Raw genomic sequence first — 16620 nt, forward strand, 5'->3', positions numbered from 1 at the left:
ATCCGGCGTGCCGCAAGACACTGTCATTCAACGAATTAGTTTCGAATCCGACTCTAAGGATGCGTCTGAATTTCCGCTCGTTCGACCTCTTGCGTTACGTCGAAAAGTTCTCACTATGTTCCGTAGAGGGGCTGCCAATGTCAAAGTGAGAACGCCCAATGTCCAATACCGAACGCATTATCCGACTGAAGACCGTGCTCGACCGAACCGGTCTCTCCCGCTCCACCATCTATCGCAAGATCGCAGAGGGCACTTTCCCGACGCAGGTGAAAATTAGTGTCCACGGCGCGGGCTGGCATGAGTCTGCTATAAATCGCTGGATCGCCGATCCCGTTCACTACCGCGAAGAAGATCTGGCTGAATGAGCGGTCAACGAACAGTCGAGCCGATCTGCGTCCGGGTCAATGATGCCGCACGCATGATCGGCGTCGGGCGCACAAAGCTCTACGAACTGATCTCCAGTGGCGAGCTCGAAACCATCAAGATTGGCAAGGCAACGCGCATCACGACAGCCAGTTTGCATAGGTTGGTGGAGCGGCATCGGGCATTGAACTGACCAGGCCGCTAACTCGCAATTGGACAGCGTCAGACCGTACCATTATGTTGCGATCAGGCGCAGCACGAACCACCCATTTATTCAGCTTTCCGGTCAAAACGCTGAACAGAACCACCGTTAAATGAACGAAAATGTGGGGGAGAGTGTGGGGGAAGGCCTGCGTTTGTTCCAAGAACAGGATTGATATCAAAAGGTTATTTTTTCGGTTCGATTCAAGCCCTGCCACCACCGCTGCTTCTCGATTACGAGAGAATTCCAGGCCTTAATCGGCCAATTAATTCCTGTTGCATGGCGCGGGATGTTGCGCAACGCTGCGCAGCATGACGACGATCCGCATTCCCGCAGCTGGCGGTTTGGCCATCGTGGCCGACGAACTGGGCAACCCGGATGCGCCTACCGTGATCCTCGGGCACGGCGGTGGGCAGACGCGGCACAGCTGGGACCGCGCCGGGCATGAACTGGCCGAGGCCGGCTATCATGTCATCAACTACGATCTGCTGGGCCACGGTGAGAGCGACTGGGAGCCTGATGGCGATTATTCCTATGCCCGCCGTGCTGCTGACCTCACGGCCATCGCAGCGCGGGCGCGGGGACCATTCGCGTTCGTCGGTGCTTCCCTGGGGGGACTTTCGTCGATGGCGGCGGCAAGCCTTGGGACGATGCCGGCAGCGATGGTGCTGGTGGACGTGGTGGTGCGTCTGTCCGAATCCGGGGTGGACCGCATCGTCGAGTTCATGTCGGCCAATCCGCGTGGTTTCGGTTCGCTTGAGGAAGTTGCAGATGCGATCGCGGCTTATTATCCGGACAGGAAACGCCCGGCGCGGCTCGATGGCTTGCGCAAGAACCTGCGCGAGAGTTCCGATGGGCGGTTCTACTGGCACTGGGACCCGAAGTTCCTGATCGGAGGGCGGCCTCACGGCGCACTCGAAGACCTGATCGAGAACGCGGGCTGGACCGCGACTGTGCCGACATTGCTGGTCCGCGGCATGAAGTCGGACATCGTTACCGACGAAGGCGTGGCGCATCTCGCAGAACGGATTGCGCGGCTCGAGGTCGTCGACATTGGCGGCGCGGGACACATGGTTGCCGGCGATCGCAACGACCTTTTCAACGAGGCGGTCATCGGCTTTCTGGCGCGTGTGATGCCGCCTGTGACGGGCGAAGCGCTGCGCGAGCCGGGATGATTGCTTGTCCCCGCGCGAGGCAGCGCCTAGATGGGAAGCATGTCCGGAGAAATTCTCGATAACCGTGGTCGCGGTTCCGCCGGTTGGTCATGGCCATCCATCCATCCCGAAGGGCGCAAGTTCGGCCTGATCGCTGCTGCGTTGAGCGCGGGCGCCGCCTTCATGGCGTGGGAGACCATCGCCTGGCCGCTCGCCTTTCTGACGCTGGGCGTGCTGGCCTTCTTCCGCGATCCCGTGCGCGTTACGCCGCGGGACGACAGGTTCGTCGTATCGCCCGCCGACGGTCTGATCACGCTGATCCAGAAGGTGCCGCCGCCGCGCGAACTGTGCGCCGACGATGGTTCTGGCGTCCGCGGCATGAACCCCGAGCCGGTCACCCGCGTGTCGATCTTCATGTCGGTATTCGACGTGCACATCAACCGCACCCCGATCGCCGGGACGATTCGCCGTGTCGTCTATATTCCCGGCAAGTTCGTGAACGCCGACCTCGACAAGGCGAGCGACGAGAACGAACGCCAGCACTTCCTCGTCGAACGTGGTGATGGCGTACAGATCGGCTTTACGCAGATCGCAGGGCTTGTAGCGCGCCGCATCGTGCCGTTCGTCAAGGGTGGAGACATCGTGGCGGTGGGGCAGCGCGTGGGACTTATCCGTTTCGGCAGCCGTGTTGACGTCTATCTGCCTGCCGGGACCGAGCCGAAGGTGCTCATGGGCCAGAAGTGCGTCGCCGGGGAGACGATCCTTGCCGAGATCGGTGAAGCTCCGATGATCGAAGGCATCGGCCAATGATCGACGAGGGCAGGGCGGCTCGCCTCCGTCGCGGGCGCCTGCCCGGGGGGCTGACGTTGCGGGCGATGGCCCCGAATGCGATTACCACTGCCGCGCTTTGCTCGGGCCTGACCGGGATACGGTTCGCGGTTACTGCAGCGTCCGGCACCGATCCGGTGCAGGTGGCCGAGGATTGGCGCAAGGCAGTTGCTGCCGTCATCATCGCAGGCCTGCTCGACGGCATCGATGGCCGCATCGCCCGCCTGCTGAAGGCGCAGTCGCGCTTTGGCGCGGAGCTCGACAGTCTGGCGGACAACGTCTCGTTCGGCGTAGCGCCTGCTCTCATCCTGTTCCTGTGGTCTCTGCAGGAGGCGCCCCGCGTCGGCTGGTTTGCAGCACTTGCGGTAGCGATCGCTTGCGCGCTTCGGCTTGCCCGATTCAACGCGCGCATCGACATGGAGGAACAACCCCACAAGTCGGCAGGTTTCCTGACAGGTGTACCTGCGCCGGTTGGGGCGGGGCTGGCGTTTCTGCCGCTCTACCTCTGGATCGCAACGGACAACCCGATGTTCCGCGAACCCTTGCTGGTCGGGCCGTGGCTCGTTCTGGTGGCATTCCTGATGATTTCCAACATCGCTACGCTGAGCTGGTCGTCACTCCGACCCCGTCGCAGCGTACGGCTGGAACTGATTGCACTGTTTGGTCTGGTGATTGCGGCGCTGCTGAGCGAGCCTTGGCTGACCCTGTCGGGGATCTGCATCGTCTATTTGCTGCTGATCCCCGTAGGCGTGGTGCGCTACGCGAGAGTCAGGCGGCAGCGCGCCGCGAGCGTGCGGAGCGAACCGCATCCGCCTGCTTGAACGGGCGGCGCGGCGTGCGACGGAGCTGAGGCGCGGCGAAAGCCCGGGGCGCGTCGGCTTCGTGGCTGGTGACATGGACGAGAAATTCGCGGTCACGCTCCAGCGAGCGGTATTCTGCCAGAAGAGCAGTGATCTGCCCTTTTCGCCCCTGCATCGTCACGAAGACCGCGCCCACGGCGAAGGTGGCTGCAGCTGCGAAGACGAGTGTGCAAACAAGAGCGAGCATTGGACCATTCCCTGCGTTCTGCCAGATCCACCTGGTTAAGAATCCATTTACGATTCACCTGTGGATAACCTGTGGATTGAGCTATCGTTCCTGACTGTCCGATGACTGATTCGGTTATGGAGCTAATGTTCCTGTTTTGTTCCGATCCGTCAAGCTGGAACAGGCGTGCCAACAGCCAAATTGCTGCCAAACGACCCATATCCTTGATTTGAAGCGGATATTTATTGCAGCGTGATCGGATTAATCTCGATCAAGCACGGCGTTCGCCTAGGGACCAGCGGCGCGATTCAATGCTGGATTTTCCCGCATTCCTCATCTATCGGCGGCGCGTTCGCATGAATCCGTTCGGCATGGTGCTGACGGAATAGGGTGAACAATCCACACGGGATGCACTTTCACCGGTGCCGCCAGCGGGAGCTCCGCAGCGGTTCCAGCGTCCCGGAGGCACAACCGGAAAGGAATTACCCATGGCGGCACCAGTCGTCACGATGCATCAGCTTATCGAAGCCGGGGCCCACTTCGGCCACCAGACCCACCGTTGGAACCCGCGGATGAAGCCGTACATCTTCGGCGCCCGCAACGGCATCCACATCCTTGACCTGTCGCAGACCGTTCCCCTGTTTGCCCGTGCGCTCGAGTTTATCTCGGCGACGGTCCAGGCTGGCGGAAAGGTCCTGTTCGTTGGCACCAAGCGCCAGGCGCAGGAGCCGATCGCCCAGGCTGCGCGCGCTGCCGGTCAGCACTACGTCAACCACCGCTGGCTGGGCGGCATGCTCACCAACTGGAAGACCATCTCGGGCTCGATCAAGCGCTTTAAGGCTCTTGAAGAGCAGCTCGCTGGCGATACTGCCGGTCTGACCAAGAAGGAAGTCCTTCAGCTGACCCGCGAGCGTGACAAGCTCGAGCTGTCGCTGGGCGGCATCCGCGACATGGGCGGCATTCCGGACGTGATGTTCGTGATCGACGCCAACAAGGAAGAGCTGGCGATCAAGGAAGCGAACGTCCTCGGTATCCCGGTCGTCGCGATTCTCGATTCGAACGTCTCGCCCGATGGCATCGCATTCCCGGTTCCGGCAAACGACGACGCAAGCCGCGCCATCCGCCTTTACTGCGAAGCCGTTGCTGCTGCTGCCACCAAGGGTGGCCGTGACGCGGCGATCGCTTCGGGTGCCGACCTTGGCGCCATGGCCGAGCCGCTGGCAGAAGAAGCCACGGCTGAAGCCTGATCCGGATTTTCGTGTGGCGGCCTTGCCTTGCAATGGCGGGCCGTCACCGAACTGACCCGGGTACGATTTACGAGCCGCGGCAGTGCTGCGGCTTCCTGTGTTTTCAAGATAAAGGATCAACGCAATGGCTTACACCGCCGCTGACGTGAAGAACCTGCGCGAGCGCACCGGCGCCGGCATGATGGATTGCAAGAAGGCTCTCGACGAGGCCGGCGGCGATTTTGAAGCCGCCGTTGACGCACTGCGCGCCAAGGGTCTGGCCGCTGCTGCCAAGAAGTCGAGCCGCACCGCCGCCGAAGGGCTTGTCGGCGTTGCCGTTTCGGGCACGAAGGGCGTTGCCGTCGAAGTGAACTCGGAAACCGACTTCGTCGCCAAGAACGACCAGTTCCAGGACTTTGTCCGCAAGGCGACCGAAGTTGCGCTGAACACCGGCGCTTCGGACGTCGAGACGCTGAAGGCCGCAGCCTATCCGGACGGCGGTTCGGTTGCTGACAAGCTGACCAACAACGTCGCCACCATCGGCGAAAATCAGCAGCTGCGTCGCATCAAGCATGTCGAAGTCTCGAACGGCGTCGTCGTGCCCTACATGCACAATGCGGCCGCCACCAACCTTGGCAAGATCGGCGTGCTCGTCGCGCTCGAATCGGATGCTGCTGCCGACAAGCTCGAGGCGCTCGGCAAGCAGATCGCGATGCACATCGCTGCTGCCTTCCCGCAGGCCCTCACCGCCGACCAGCTCGACGCCGAGCTGATCGCGCGCGAGCGCAAGATCGCGGCAGAGAAGGCTGCCGAGAGCGGCAAGCCGGCGGAAGTCCAGGCCAAGATGGTGGACGGTGCCGTCGCCAAGTACGCCAAGGAAAACGCACTGCTGTCGCAGATCTTCGTGATGGACAACAAGTCGACCATCCAGCAGGTCGTCGACGCCGCTGGCAAGGAAGCCGGCACGAAGATCGTGCTGAAGGACTATGTCCGCTTCCAGCTCGGCGAAGGCATCGAGAAGGAAGAGACCGACTTCGCTGCCGAAGTGGCTGCTGCCGCCGGCATCAAGTAAGTCTGCGTTGAACAATCCCCGCATTGACGGGCCGGATATCTGGCCCGTCGGTGCGGGGATTGTTATGCCTGCGCCCTTGGCAGGCCCCTTCACAGGGCTATAAGGGCGGCCACTTCCCTTTGGTTACGAGTGCATCCGATCCATGAGTGTCCCCAGCTACAAGCGCATTCTTCTGAAGCTCTCGGGCGAAGTGCTGATGGGGGAACAGCAGTTCGGGATCGACACGGGCTACGTCGCCCGCGTGGCGCAGGAAGTGAAGGACGCGCGCGACAGCGGCCTCGAGATATGCCTGGTCATCGGTGGCGGCAACATCTTCCGCGGCATGGCCGGAGCTGCCAAGGGCATGGATCGGGCGCAGGCCGACTACATGGGCATGCTGGCTACGGTGATGAACGCGCTGGCGATGCAGTCGGCGCTGGAACAGCTTGGCGTCCCGACCCGCGTGCAATCAGCGATCGAGATGGACAAGGTGTGCGAGCCGGTGATCCGTCGTCGTGCCGAGCGTCACCTGGAAAAGGGCCGCATCGTGATTTTCGCAGCCGGCGTAGGCGCACCCTATTTCACCACTGACTCCGGCGCTGCGCTGCGCGCTGCCGAAATGAAGTGCGACGCCTTGCTCAAGGGGACCAGCGTGGACGGCGTCTATGATGCTGACCCGAAGAAGGATGCCACCGCAAAGCGTTATGAAACCGTGGATTATGACACGGTGCTGGCAGACAACCTGAAGGTCATGGACGCAAGCGCAGTGGCGCTGTGCCGTGACAACAACATTCCGATCGTCGTCTTTTCGATCCGCGAGCGCGGCAATCTTGCCCGCGTGCTTGCGGGCGAGGGGACGCAGACGATCGTCAAGCAAGGAGCCTGAGCCATGGCAAAGTACGACAAGGCCGATCTCGAACGCCGCATGAAGGGCGCTGTTGAATCGCTCAAGGGCGATCTTTCCGGCCTGCGCACCGGTCGCGCCAATACCGCGCTGCTCGATCCGATCATGGTCGAGGTTTACGGCAGCCACATGCCGCTCAGCCAGGTGGCCAGCGTCTCCGCGCCGGAACCGCGCATGCTTTCGGTACAGGTGTGGGACAAGTCGAACGTGACTCCGGTCGAGAAGGCAATCCGCTCGGCAGGCCTGGGCCTTAATCCGATCAGTGATGGACAGACCCTGCGCCTCCCGATCCCGGACCTCACCGAGGAGCGCCGCAAGGAACTGGCCAAGCTTGCGAGCAAGTATGCCGAGAACGCCCGCATCGCGATCCGTAATGTGCGCCGCGATGGCATGGATGCTCTCAAGGCCGACGAGAACAAGAAGGAAATCTCGGAAGATGAGCGCAAGCGCGCCGAGACCGACCTGCAGAAGCTGACCGACGATATCATCAAGCAGGCCGATGAAGCGGCCGTGGCCAAGGAAAAGGAAATCCTCGGCAAGTGACGGCGGTCCCCGCCTCGACGGGCGGCAGCGCGTCCCATGGCGCGCGGCACGTCGCGATCATCATGGACGGCAATGGCCGGTGGGCGAAGAAGCGGATGATGCCGCGCGCCTTCGGCCACAAGCGCGGTGTAGACACGGTGCGCGACATTGCCCGCGCCGCGCGCGACATGGGGCTTGAGGCGCTGACGCTCTATGCTTTCTCGTCGGAGAACTGGAAGCGTCCGGCAGACGAGATTGCCGACCTGATGGGGCTGTTGCGGACATTCATCCGCAATGACTTGGCGGAACTCGTTGGCAACAAAACGCGACTGAAGATCATCGGCGATTATCAGGCGCTTGCGCCCGATATCGTGGAATTGATCGAAGATGCGATGGCGCGGACGGCGGGCAACACCGGCACGACGCTGGCAATCGCGCTGAATTACGGCTCGCAACAGGAAATTGCCCGGGCGGCGGCCAAGGCCGCAGCCAAGGGGCCGGTCACGCCCGAAGCTATCGAGGCGGAACTGGACACCGCGTGCCTGCCACCCCTTGACCTGCTGATCCGGACTTCGGGCGAGGTTCGCCTTTCGAACTTCCTGCTGTGGCAGGCGGCCTATGCCGAGATGTGGTTCACGGACGTGCTCTGGCCGGACTTTACCGCGGCGCACCTGCGGGAGGCACTTGAGCAGTTCGGATCGCGCGAGAGGCGCTTCGGTGGACGCTGAACCCCAAGTCGCACCGAGCGCGGCAGAAGCTCCCAGAAAATCCGATCTCGGCGTGCGTGTTGCTTCCGCTGTGGTGATGCTCACGATCGCCGGTGCCGCCTTCTGGGCGGGCGGTCTGTGGCTGGACCTGTTCGTGGCCGTCGTGGCTTTCGGTGTATTCGTGGAGTACGTGCGACTGGTCGGCAAGATCGCTGACAATGCAGCGCGCCTCTCTTCCATGGTGATCTTCGGTGCGGTCTACGTCGGCTGGGGCGGGCTTGCCCTTGCCGTCATGCCTGAGCCGTTGATGCTGGCGGTGCTGGGCCTGGTGATCTGCACCGATACGGGTGCCTACTTCACCGGCCGTTCGCTCGGCGGGCCGAAGATCGCTCCCAGGATCAGCCCATCAAAGACATGGTCCGGGCTGCTCGGAGGTATGGCGGCAGCAGGCATCTGGGCGTCGTTAGTGGTGCTTTCCGCAAGCTATCTCGTCTCTGCTATCGGGCCCACGGGGCCAAGCGTGGCGGCGGCGCTGGAAGTCGCCAACCTTGGCATGGCTGCCATCGCGGGCGCGGTGCTGGCCGTTTTTGCCCAAGTCGGAGACTTCTACGAATCGTGGTTGAAGCGCCGGGCAGGGGTGAAGGATTCATCGCGGCTGATTCCAGGACACGGTGGTCTGTTCGACAGGGTTGACGGACTGCTCCCGGTTGCCATCATCGTCGGCACGGCTTGGGCCGCAACGCAGGCAGGACTTTAGAGGCAGATGGCGCGCTCCATTTCCGTTCTGGGCGCAACCGGCTCGATCGGTGCCTCCACGCTCGACCTGATCAGACGCAATCGCAATGACTGGCGTGTCATTGCCTTGACCGCCAATGGTGACGCCGAGGGTCTGGCCAGGCTGGCCCGCGAGTTCGGCGCTGAAGTTGCGGTGGTGGCCGATGAGGGCGCGCTGCCTGCCCTCCGCGAAGCCCTTGCGGGGACCAGCATCCACGCAGCAGCGGGATCGGCAGCCCTGATCGAGGCCGCCTCGCGTGGGGCTGACATCACCGTGGCGGCGATTGTTGGATGCGCCGGGCTTGCCCCGACGATGGCGGCAATCGAGCGCGGCGGTGTGATCGCCTTGGCCAACAAGGAAGCGCTGGTTTCCGCAGGAGACGTGATGACTGCGGCCGTCGCGCGGCACGGCGCAACGTTGCTTCCGGTCGATTCCGAGCACAATGCCATCTTTCAGTGCCTGGCTGGCAATAGCCTTGAGCACGTCCACGCGATCACGCTGACGGCGAGTGGCGGGCCTTTCCGCGATTGGACGTTGGAACAGTTGCAGCGCGCAACCCCGGCAGAAGCGGTCAAGCATCCCAACTGGTCGATGGGCGCCAAGATCAGCGTGGATTCCGCCACGATGATGAACAAAGGCCTCGAGTTCATCGAGGCGTTCCATCTGTTCCCCGTCGGGGTGGAGCGCCTGCGCATCATCGTCCACCCGCAATCGATCGTGCATTCGATGGTCGAATATCGCGACGGATCGACTCTCGCCCAGCTTGGCCCCTCGGACATGCGGGTGCCGATTGCTTCGGCGCTCGCCTGGCCCGAGCGGATGGACACACCCTGTGCTCCGCTCGATCTCGCCGCCATTGGACAACTGACTTTCCGCGCGCCGGACGAGATCCGCTTTCCGGCTACGCGCCTTGCCCGCAACGCCGTGATCGAAGGTGGCGCGGCCCCTGCCACTATGAACGCGGCCAACGAGATCGCCGTGGCAGCGTTTCTGGATGGTCAGATTGCATTCACCCGGATCGTGCAATCGGTTGAGGATGTGCTTTCGCGCAGCGCCATGCCGGCGCCCACCTGCCTTGACGATGTCATCGCAATCGATGCCGAGGCGCGGGCAAGGGCGCGCGAACTGATGGAACCCGTACGCTGATGTCGCCGATGGAAAGCCCTGGAATTCTCGTCACTTTGCTCGGTTTCGTGCTGGTGCTGGGGCCTTTGGTGTTCATCCACGAACTGGGCCATTACCTTGTTGGCCGCTGGTTCGGGGTAAAGGCCGACGTCTTCTCCATAGGATTCGGCAAGGAAATTGCGGGCTGGACCGACAAGCGCGGCACGCGATGGAAGCTCTCTGCCCTGCCGCTGGGCGGCTATGTCCAGTTCGCCGGGGACATGAATGCGGCGAGCCAGCCCAGCCCCGAATGGCTTGCTCTCCCGGCCGAGGAACGCAATCGCACCTTCCAGGCGAAGCCGCTGTGGCAACGGGCGCTGATCGTGCTGGCGGGGCCGGTTACAAACCTTCTGTTCGCGGTGCTGATCCTGGCCGGGTTTACCCTCGCCTACGGCAAATCGGTCGTTCCTCCTGTGGTGGGCGAAGTTCAGGCGGGTTCCGTTGCTGAGCGTGCAGGGGTGAAGGTAGGCGACCGCGTGGTTTCCATCCGAGGTCGTGCGATCGAGTCTTTCCTCGATATCCGTCTCGAGGTTGGCCAGAATCCGGGGGAACCACTCGATCTGGTCGTGTTGCGGGAAGGTCGCCAGATTGACGTGCCAGTCAGCGCCGCTGTGAAGGTCGAAAGCGACCGGTTCGGCAATACGCAGAAGATCGGCTTTCTTGGCATCGGTCCCAAGAGTTACGAGATCGTCAGGGTCGGGCCAGTTGAGGCGGTAGTGGACGGCGTCAGGCAAACCGGCAACATCATCGCGATGATGGTCAACGGCATTGGCCAGATTGTCATGGGCAAACGCGAGGTCAAGGAACTCGGCGGACCGATCAAGATTGCCAAATATTCGGGTGAGCAGCTGGTTTCCGGTTGGCAATCGTTCGTCGGCTTCGTGGCACTTATCTCGATTAACTTGGGGTTCATTAACCTCCTGCCAATTCCGGTTCTCGACGGGGGCCACCTCGCTTTCTACGCGGCCGAGGCAATCCGCCGGAAGCCGGTTGGCCAGCGCGGGCAGGAGTGGGCATTCCGCACCGGCCTGGCGTTCGTCATGGCATTGATGCTGTTCGTCACGATCAACGACGTGGCGTCGCTCAAGCTGTTTGGAGGGTGAGGCGAGTTTGACTGCGTCCGGTGCGGGGACGCGTGGTATTCGGCGGTCAGGGGTGGCAGGCGGATTTCCACATAATGTCTTTCCACAGAAATGCGGGGCAATGTTTGCTTGATTGGCCTTGTGGCATCGGGCAGAGGGCTACATTGCTTGCCGTGGCCGGACTTCCTCGGGGGCGTCCTGCTGCCACTTTATTACGGGATGGCGCTTGGTGATGATTGGACGTAACGCGGGCCGGGCAGAGAATCGGAACGCCAGGACTTCCCCGCTGTGCGCAGGCCTTCTGGCCACCAGCGCCTTGGTGGCTGTTCCAGGAATTGCCTCGGCGCAGGCCGTGGCTCCTGTTTCGCAACCTGCAGCCCCGGCTCCGGTGGTGCAGGCGCCGGTACCTGCCGGAGACGTCATTCGCACTGTGACTGTGCAGGGCTCGCAGCGCCTTGAGCCGGACACGATCCTTTCGTACATCCGCCTGCGTCCGGGCCAGACATATACGCAGGCGCTGGGTGACCAGGCGCTGAAGGACCTTTACGCGACTGAACTCTTCGCCGACGTCTCGATCCGCAACAACGGCGGTGACGTTGTGGTTCAGGTCAAGGAAAACCCGGTCATCAACCGCATCATCCTTGAAGGCAACAAGCGCCTCAAGGAAGACAAGATCCTCCCCGAGATCAAGTTGGCGGCTCGCCAGATCTTCACGCGATCAAAGGTCCGGGCCGACGTTGCGCGCATCATCGAACTCTACAAGCGGCAGGGCCGCTTTGCCGCGACGGTCGAGCCGAAGATGGTCATGCTTGACCAGAACCGCGTCGACATCGTGTTCGAGATCAGCGAGGGGCCGAAGTCCAAGGTTCGTCAGATCAACATTATCGGCAACGAGAAGTTTTCGGACGGGAAGCTTCGCGGCGAGATGGTGACCAAGCAGGCGCGTTTCTTCCGCCTGTTCTCCTCGGGCACCAGCTACGACCCCGACCGTCTGGCCTTCGATCAGCAGAAGCTGCGCCAGTTCTATCTGACCGAAGGCTATGCCGACTTCCGCGTGGTTTCGGCCGTGGCCGAACTGACTCCGGACAAGCGTGACTTCATCATCACCTACGTGGTGGAGGAAGGCGATCGCTACAAGTTCGGCGACGTGAAGGTTGACAGCCAGCTGCGCGATTTCGACAGCGATGCGATGTCCAAGCGCCTGCCGATCAAGGCGGGTGACTGGTACAACGCCAAGATGGTCGAGGACCAGGTCGACGCGTTGACCGAAACCGCAGGCGCGTTCGGCTATGCCTTTGCCGACGTCCGCCCGGACTTTTCGCGCAACAAGGATGACCTGACGATGTCGGTCACCTTCCGCATTGCCGAAGCGCCTCGCGTCTATGTCGAAAGGGTCGACGTCAACGGCAATACGCTGACGCAGGACAAGGTCGTGCGCCGCGAGTTCCGTCTAGCCGAGGGCGATGCGTTCAACACGTTCCAGGTCAAGCGTTCGACCAACCGCATCAAGTCGCTGGGCTACTTCCAGGAAAAGTTCGAGATCGAGCAGAAGCCGGGCAGCGCGCCCGACCGCATCGTGCTTGAAGCTAACGTGGAAGAGCGGCCCACCGGCGAACTTCAGCTCTCTGCCGGTTTCTCAAGCCTCGAGAGCTTCATTTTCCAAGGGTCGATCCGCCAGAACAACTTCCGCGGTCGTGGCCAGACGATTGGCCTCTCGGTCGACTACTCGCGCTTTACCCGTTCGGTCCAGGTGAGCTTCACGGAACCGTACCTGTTCGACAAAAACATCTCGATGGGTGTCGACGTCTACCGCCGTGACTTGAACAGCTTCAACCAGTTCAACTCGAACCGCAACACGACCTACAAGCAGGCAACCACGGGCTTTTCGGCGCGTATCGGCGTGCCGCTGTCGGAGTACATGTCGCTGATAGGGCGCTACACGTTCAATCTCGATGACGTCACTCTGGACCAGAGCACGTTCTATGTGAACGGCCAGTGCAGCATTCTGCTGGCAGGGCGTTACCTGTGCGATGCCATCGGCAAGCGGACAAGCTCCATTCTTGGCGCTTCGCTGGTCTACGACACGCTGGATAACCGCCTGCGTCCGAGCCGGGGCACGCAGTTCGTCGTCGGCGCCGACGTTGCCGGGCTGGGCGGTTCGGTCCGCTACGCACGCATTACTGCCAACGCAGCCAAGTTCTGGCCCGTGGGTGGGGGATTCATCTTCTCCGTCCGCGCCGAAGGTGGCGCGATCAAGGCGCTTTCGAGCCGTTCCAGCGATCCCACCATCGACGACGTGCGCCTGACGGACCGCTTCTTCCTGGGCGAACCCCAGATCCGCGGCTTCGACATTCGCGGTGTCGGACCCCGCGTCCTGCGCAAGTTCCTGACGATCGATACCAACAACGACAACATTCCCGACACGGCATCGACTGACCGCAACCAGTGGGTCGATGACGCTCTGGGCGGCAAGTATTATTACCTGACCCGCGCCGAGCTTGAGATTCCGCTGGGATCGGGCGCACGCGAACTCGGTCTGCGTCCGTCGATCTATGTCGACGCCGGCGCGGTCTGGGGCATTGCCAACCCGCTCACGCAGAACCCGAACAACGTCGTCTATTACACTGACGCGCTGACCGGGAAGATCACGAACAGCCCGACCGCATCGGATGGTACGGCAAACACTGCCACGCGTTATGTCGAAGAGTACGTTGGCGATACGCTGTCGCCGCGCGTCTCCGTCGGCATCGGCGTGAACTGGAATTCGCCGTTCGGCCCGTTCCGCCTCGATTTCGCCAAGGTTCTCAAGAAGGCCAATGGCGACGACCCCAAGACTTTCACTTTCAACGTGGGAACCCAGTTCTGATGAAAATCCGTTACGCTTCCGCGCTTCTCGCGGGCCTCGCTGTTCTTTCCGTTTCGCCGACCGCTGCCGTGGCACAGGCCACCTCGGGCACGGTCACGCCCGGTATCGCCATCGCCAATCCGTCGGCGGTTGTCGCCGCTTCTGCTGCCTATCAGACCGCCCAGCAGCAGCGTCCGACGACCTACAAGCCGCAAATCGACCAGGCCAATGCACGCAAGGGCCAGATCGAAGCGCAGCTCAAGCCTCTGATCGACAAGCTTCAGGCGGATTCGAAGGCGGCCAACCCCAACCGTGCGGCGCTTCAGGCCCAGTACGAGCAGATCCAGCAGATCGAACAGGCCGGCCAGGCAGAGATCCAGAAGATCCTCGAGCCGCTGAACCTTTCGCAGCAGTACGTGCTCGAGCAGATCGGCGACAAGCTTGACGCTGCCACCCAGGCCGCGATGGACAAAAAGAAGATCACGCTGGTGATCGATTCGCAGTCGGTCATCAAGGCTGGCCAGGTCTACAATCTCAACCAGGACATCCTGACCGAGCTCAACAAGGCCATTCCTTCGGCACAGCTGGTGCCGCCGGCTGGCTGGATGCCGCGCGCGCAGCGTGAGCAGCAGGCTCAGGCTCAGGCCGCACAGCAGCCGGCTACCGCCGCGCAGCCTGCGAAGAAGGCACCCGAAGGCCGCTGAGGTCTTCGGTTTGGGGGCCGGGTAATGTCCGAGGATCAGAACGCGCCGCAGGGCGTGATCACCGACTATGACGTGCGCAAGGTTATGGCGGCGCTTCCGCACCGCTATCCGCTCTTGCTGGTCGATCGTGTCGCTTCGCTCACCCTGAACGAGCGTATCCACGCGGTTAAGGCCGTGTCGATGAACGAGCAGTTCTTCCAGGGGCATTTCCCCGGACGCCCGATCATGCCCGGCGTCCTCCAGATCGAGGCGCTGGCCCAGGCGGCTGGCGTGCTCGCGGTGGAATCGCTCGGCCTCGCAGGTTCCGGCAAGCTGGTCTACTTCATGGCGATCGAGGAGGCCAAGTTCCGCAATCCCGTGGAGCCCGGCGTCCTGCTCGACCTGCATGTCGAGTTCACCCAGAAGCGTTCGCGCGTGTGCAAGTTCGCTGGCAAGGCGATGGTCGGTGACAAGGTGACCTGCGAGGTCAGCTTTACCGCGATGATCGCAGACAGCTGAGGCTGCAGCCGCTGGACAACCTTGCGGCTTTCCGCTAGGCGCGCGCCCTTACAGATTCTAGCGGCCGGTCGGAACCGGCTGCGCACCGGAGCAAGACCCATGAAGACTGGCATTCACCCCGACTACCACATGATCAAGGTGCAGATGACCGACGGCACCGTTTTCGAGACTCGCTCCACCTGGGGCAAGGAAGGCGACACGCTCGCTCTCGAAATCGACCCGACCTCGCACCCGGCATGGACTGGTGGTACGCGCCAGCTGGACCAGGGTGGCCGCGTTGCCCAGTTCAACAAGCGCTTTGGTGGACTTTCGCTCAAGCGCTGAGCGCTGGCGACAGGACATTGACGGGAAGGGCGGCTTCGGTCGCCCTTTTCTTTTGCGTGAACGGTTTGCCATGGCATATTGCTATCACCGATAGCCGTCCTAAAGATCAGGCCATGACGCTGACCAATTCCCTCGAGAGCCGCCTCGGCTATCAGCTCCGCCGCGCATCCGCCGTGATGATGGCAGACCTGGGGCGCGAGCTTTCCGATCTTGACCTGCGTCCGGCCGAAGTGACGACGCTGTTGGTCATCGCCGAAAATCCCGACTGTTCGCAGACCGAGGTCGGGCAAGTGCTGGCGATCAAGCGGGCCAACATGGTTCCGATCATATCCCGGCTGATGGAACGAGGCCTGGTCGAACGTCGGCGTCTGGATGGGCGCAGTCACGCACTGACGTTGACGGACGCTGGCCGCAGGATGGCAGACGATGCCGTGGCGCGGATCGACAAGCATGAAACCCGATTTACCGCCTTGCTTGGGGATGCGGACACGGGCGTTCTGTTTCGGTGCCTTCCGACCATCCGAAGCGCGCGGAGTGGTGAAGAGGAAAGCTGACCGTCAGACCCAGGGTCTTTCACGATACCATTTGGTTATCACGTACTTGAGGCCCTTGCGCACCTTCATGGCATGGTGAAGCGTGGCCGGGTTCACCGAACCATCGGGACGACGATTGTTCCAGCACACCAGCTTGCCTTTTTCGGGCTGGATGATCTTGTCGATCACTTTGAACCGCGTTGCACCGCCCGCCTCGACATCGTTGAGATAGACCATGAAGGTCCACGTGCGCTGACCTGCTAAGTGGCAATATCGCTGGAAGTCTGCGCCATGCGGATCGAAGTAATCCGTGTGCGATTTGAATTCCTGCCCCGGTTCGTACCGCTGACCCTGAATGGGTTCGCCGAACTGTCGATCAATTCCCGAGATTGCCGAGATCTTTTCGTCCAGCGCAACGATCTCCGGCTCCTGCATCGGCAGATCGCAGGTTTCGCTCGTCCGGAAATAGTGGTCACCGTTGGCATCTGCGATTGTGGAAGGCCGGCGGTCACGATCGATCCTAGCGATGAGCGAAGCGCATTCCCGATCGCTCAGAAATCCGCGCAGCATGAACATCTCGAGTCTGGGCGTTGGCACGCGCATCATTCCCGGCAAGGTCAGCAAGCGGTCGGCAGAAGCTTCATTGGCGGGCGTCATCGCCAGTTCTCTACTCCAGCGACATGCCAGACTGCAACTTGAAGCCTCTGGTGTC

At 62.0% G+C, this 16620-nt stretch carries 20 protein-coding genes; 18 read left to right on the forward strand and 2 right to left on the reverse strand.

Annotated elements, in window-relative coordinates; genetic code table 11:
• Positions 1–158 precede the first annotated feature (158 nt).
• From AX703_RS06855 to AX703_RS06875, 5 genes are all read left to right on the forward strand, one after another.
• Positions 159–365 carry an AlpA family transcriptional regulator gene (locus AX703_RS06855; RefSeq protein ID WP_011536543.1) on the forward strand — a complete coding sequence of 69 codons (207 nt, stop codon included), beginning with the start codon at positions 159–161 and terminating at the stop codon, positions 363–365.
• Positions 362–556: a helix-turn-helix domain-containing protein gene (locus AX703_RS06860; RefSeq protein WP_041384254.1), complete on the forward strand. Its 195-nt coding sequence runs from the start codon at positions 362–364 to the stop codon at positions 554–556. Before AX703_RS06855 ends, AX703_RS06860 begins: the two co-directional genes overlap by 4 nt.
• A 320-nt stretch (positions 557–876) precedes the next feature.
• Positions 877–1740 carry an alpha/beta fold hydrolase gene (locus tag AX703_RS06865; protein WP_062343405.1) on the forward strand — a complete coding sequence of 288 codons (864 nt, stop codon included), beginning with the start codon at positions 877–879 and terminating at the stop codon, positions 1738–1740.
• Positions 1741–1779: 39 nt separating this feature from the next.
• Positions 1780–2529 (forward strand): phosphatidylserine decarboxylase, encoded by a 750-nt coding sequence (locus AX703_RS06870; protein WP_039337508.1) that lies wholly within the window; start codon positions 1780–1782, stop codon positions 2527–2529.
• On the forward strand, positions 2526–3368 hold the full coding sequence (locus AX703_RS06875; protein WP_062343406.1) for a phosphatidylcholine/phosphatidylserine synthase: 843 nt from the start codon (positions 2526–2528) through the stop codon (positions 3366–3368). The genes AX703_RS06870 and AX703_RS06875 overlap by 4 nt, the downstream gene beginning before the upstream one ends.
• Here the strand turns inward: AX703_RS06875 and AX703_RS06880 are convergent.
• The gene (locus AX703_RS06880) at positions 3316–3594 is read right to left on the reverse strand and encodes a hypothetical protein (RefSeq protein ID WP_062343407.1); all 279 of its coding nucleotides are present in this window, start codon (positions 3592–3594) and stop codon (positions 3316–3318) included. The genes AX703_RS06875 and AX703_RS06880 overlap by 53 nt on opposite strands.
• Before the next feature lie 467 nt (positions 3595–4061).
• Here AX703_RS06880 and rpsB point away from each other — a divergent pair, with 467 nt between their 5' ends.
• The 13 genes from rpsB to AX703_RS06945 all read left to right on the forward strand — a co-directional run bounded on the left by rpsB (position 4062) and on the right by AX703_RS06945 (position 15929).
• Positions 4062–4820: a 30S ribosomal protein S2 gene (gene rpsB / locus AX703_RS06885; RefSeq protein WP_039337510.1), complete on the forward strand. Its 759-nt coding sequence runs from the start codon at positions 4062–4064 to the stop codon at positions 4818–4820.
• A 124-nt stretch (positions 4821–4944) separates the two neighbouring features.
• The gene (gene tsf, locus AX703_RS06890; protein WP_039337443.1) at positions 4945–5871 is read left to right on the forward strand and encodes a translation elongation factor Ts; all 927 of its coding nucleotides are present in this window, start codon (positions 4945–4947) and stop codon (positions 5869–5871) included.
• 142 nt (positions 5872–6013) lie between these two features.
• The gene (pyrH, locus tag AX703_RS06895) at positions 6014–6736 is read left to right on the forward strand and encodes a UMP kinase (RefSeq protein WP_062343408.1); all 723 of its coding nucleotides are present in this window, start codon (positions 6014–6016) and stop codon (positions 6734–6736) included.
• 3 nt (positions 6737–6739) lie between these two features.
• Positions 6740–7297: a ribosome recycling factor gene (gene frr / locus AX703_RS06900; protein ID WP_039337446.1), complete on the forward strand. Its 558-nt coding sequence runs from the start codon at positions 6740–6742 to the stop codon at positions 7295–7297.
• Between the two features lie 62 nt (positions 7298–7359).
• Entirely contained in the window at positions 7360–8004 is a 645-nt protein-coding gene (uppS, locus tag AX703_RS06905; RefSeq protein ID WP_231735428.1) for a polyprenyl diphosphate synthase, read from the forward strand.
• Complete coding sequence (locus AX703_RS06910; protein WP_062343410.1) at positions 7994–8740, forward strand: phosphatidate cytidylyltransferase; 747 nt, start codon at positions 7994–7996, stop codon at positions 8738–8740. Before uppS ends, AX703_RS06910 begins: the two co-directional genes overlap by 11 nt.
• Before the next feature lie 6 nt (positions 8741–8746).
• Positions 8747–9904, forward strand: coding sequence for a 1-deoxy-D-xylulose-5-phosphate reductoisomerase (locus AX703_RS06915; protein WP_062343411.1), 1158 nt, complete (start codon positions 8747–8749; stop codon positions 9902–9904).
• Positions 9904–11025: an RIP metalloprotease RseP gene (gene rseP / locus AX703_RS06920; protein WP_082013475.1), complete on the forward strand. Its 1122-nt coding sequence runs from the start codon at positions 9904–9906 to the stop codon at positions 11023–11025. The genes AX703_RS06915 and rseP overlap by 1 nt, the downstream gene beginning before the upstream one ends.
• Before the next feature lie 211 nt (positions 11026–11236).
• Positions 11237–13870 carry an outer membrane protein assembly factor BamA gene (gene bamA, locus AX703_RS06925; protein ID WP_062343412.1) on the forward strand — a complete coding sequence of 878 codons (2634 nt, stop codon included), beginning with the start codon at positions 11237–11239 and terminating at the stop codon, positions 13868–13870.
• Positions 13870–14553 (forward strand): OmpH family outer membrane protein, encoded by a 684-nt coding sequence (locus tag AX703_RS06930; protein ID WP_039337455.1) that lies wholly within the window; start codon positions 13870–13872, stop codon positions 14551–14553. Before bamA ends, AX703_RS06930 begins: the two co-directional genes overlap by 1 nt.
• A gap of 24 nt (positions 14554–14577) precedes the next feature.
• Positions 14578–15051 (forward strand): 3-hydroxyacyl-ACP dehydratase FabZ, encoded by a 474-nt coding sequence (fabZ, locus tag AX703_RS06935; protein WP_062343413.1) that lies wholly within the window; start codon positions 14578–14580, stop codon positions 15049–15051.
• Between the two features lie 99 nt (positions 15052–15150).
• Positions 15151–15375 carry a 50S ribosomal protein L31 gene (gene rpmE / locus AX703_RS06940; RefSeq protein WP_039337458.1) on the forward strand — a complete coding sequence of 75 codons (225 nt, stop codon included), beginning with the start codon at positions 15151–15153 and terminating at the stop codon, positions 15373–15375.
• Between the two features lie 113 nt (positions 15376–15488).
• Positions 15489–15929, forward strand: coding sequence for a MarR family winged helix-turn-helix transcriptional regulator (locus AX703_RS06945; protein WP_062343414.1), 441 nt, complete (start codon positions 15489–15491; stop codon positions 15927–15929).
• A gap of 3 nt (positions 15930–15932) precedes the next feature.
• Here the strand turns inward: AX703_RS06945 and AX703_RS06950 are convergent, their stop codons facing one another.
• On the reverse strand, positions 15933–16565 hold the full coding sequence (locus AX703_RS06950; protein ID WP_062343415.1) for a 2OG-Fe(II) oxygenase: 633 nt from the start codon (positions 16563–16565) through the stop codon (positions 15933–15935).
• Positions 16566–16620: the final 55 nt, after the last annotated feature.

The sequence above is a fragment of the Novosphingobium sp. CCH12-A3 genome (genome assembly GCF_001556015.1).
Lineage (GTDB): Bacteria > Pseudomonadota > Alphaproteobacteria > Sphingomonadales > Sphingomonadaceae > Novosphingobium > Novosphingobium subterraneum.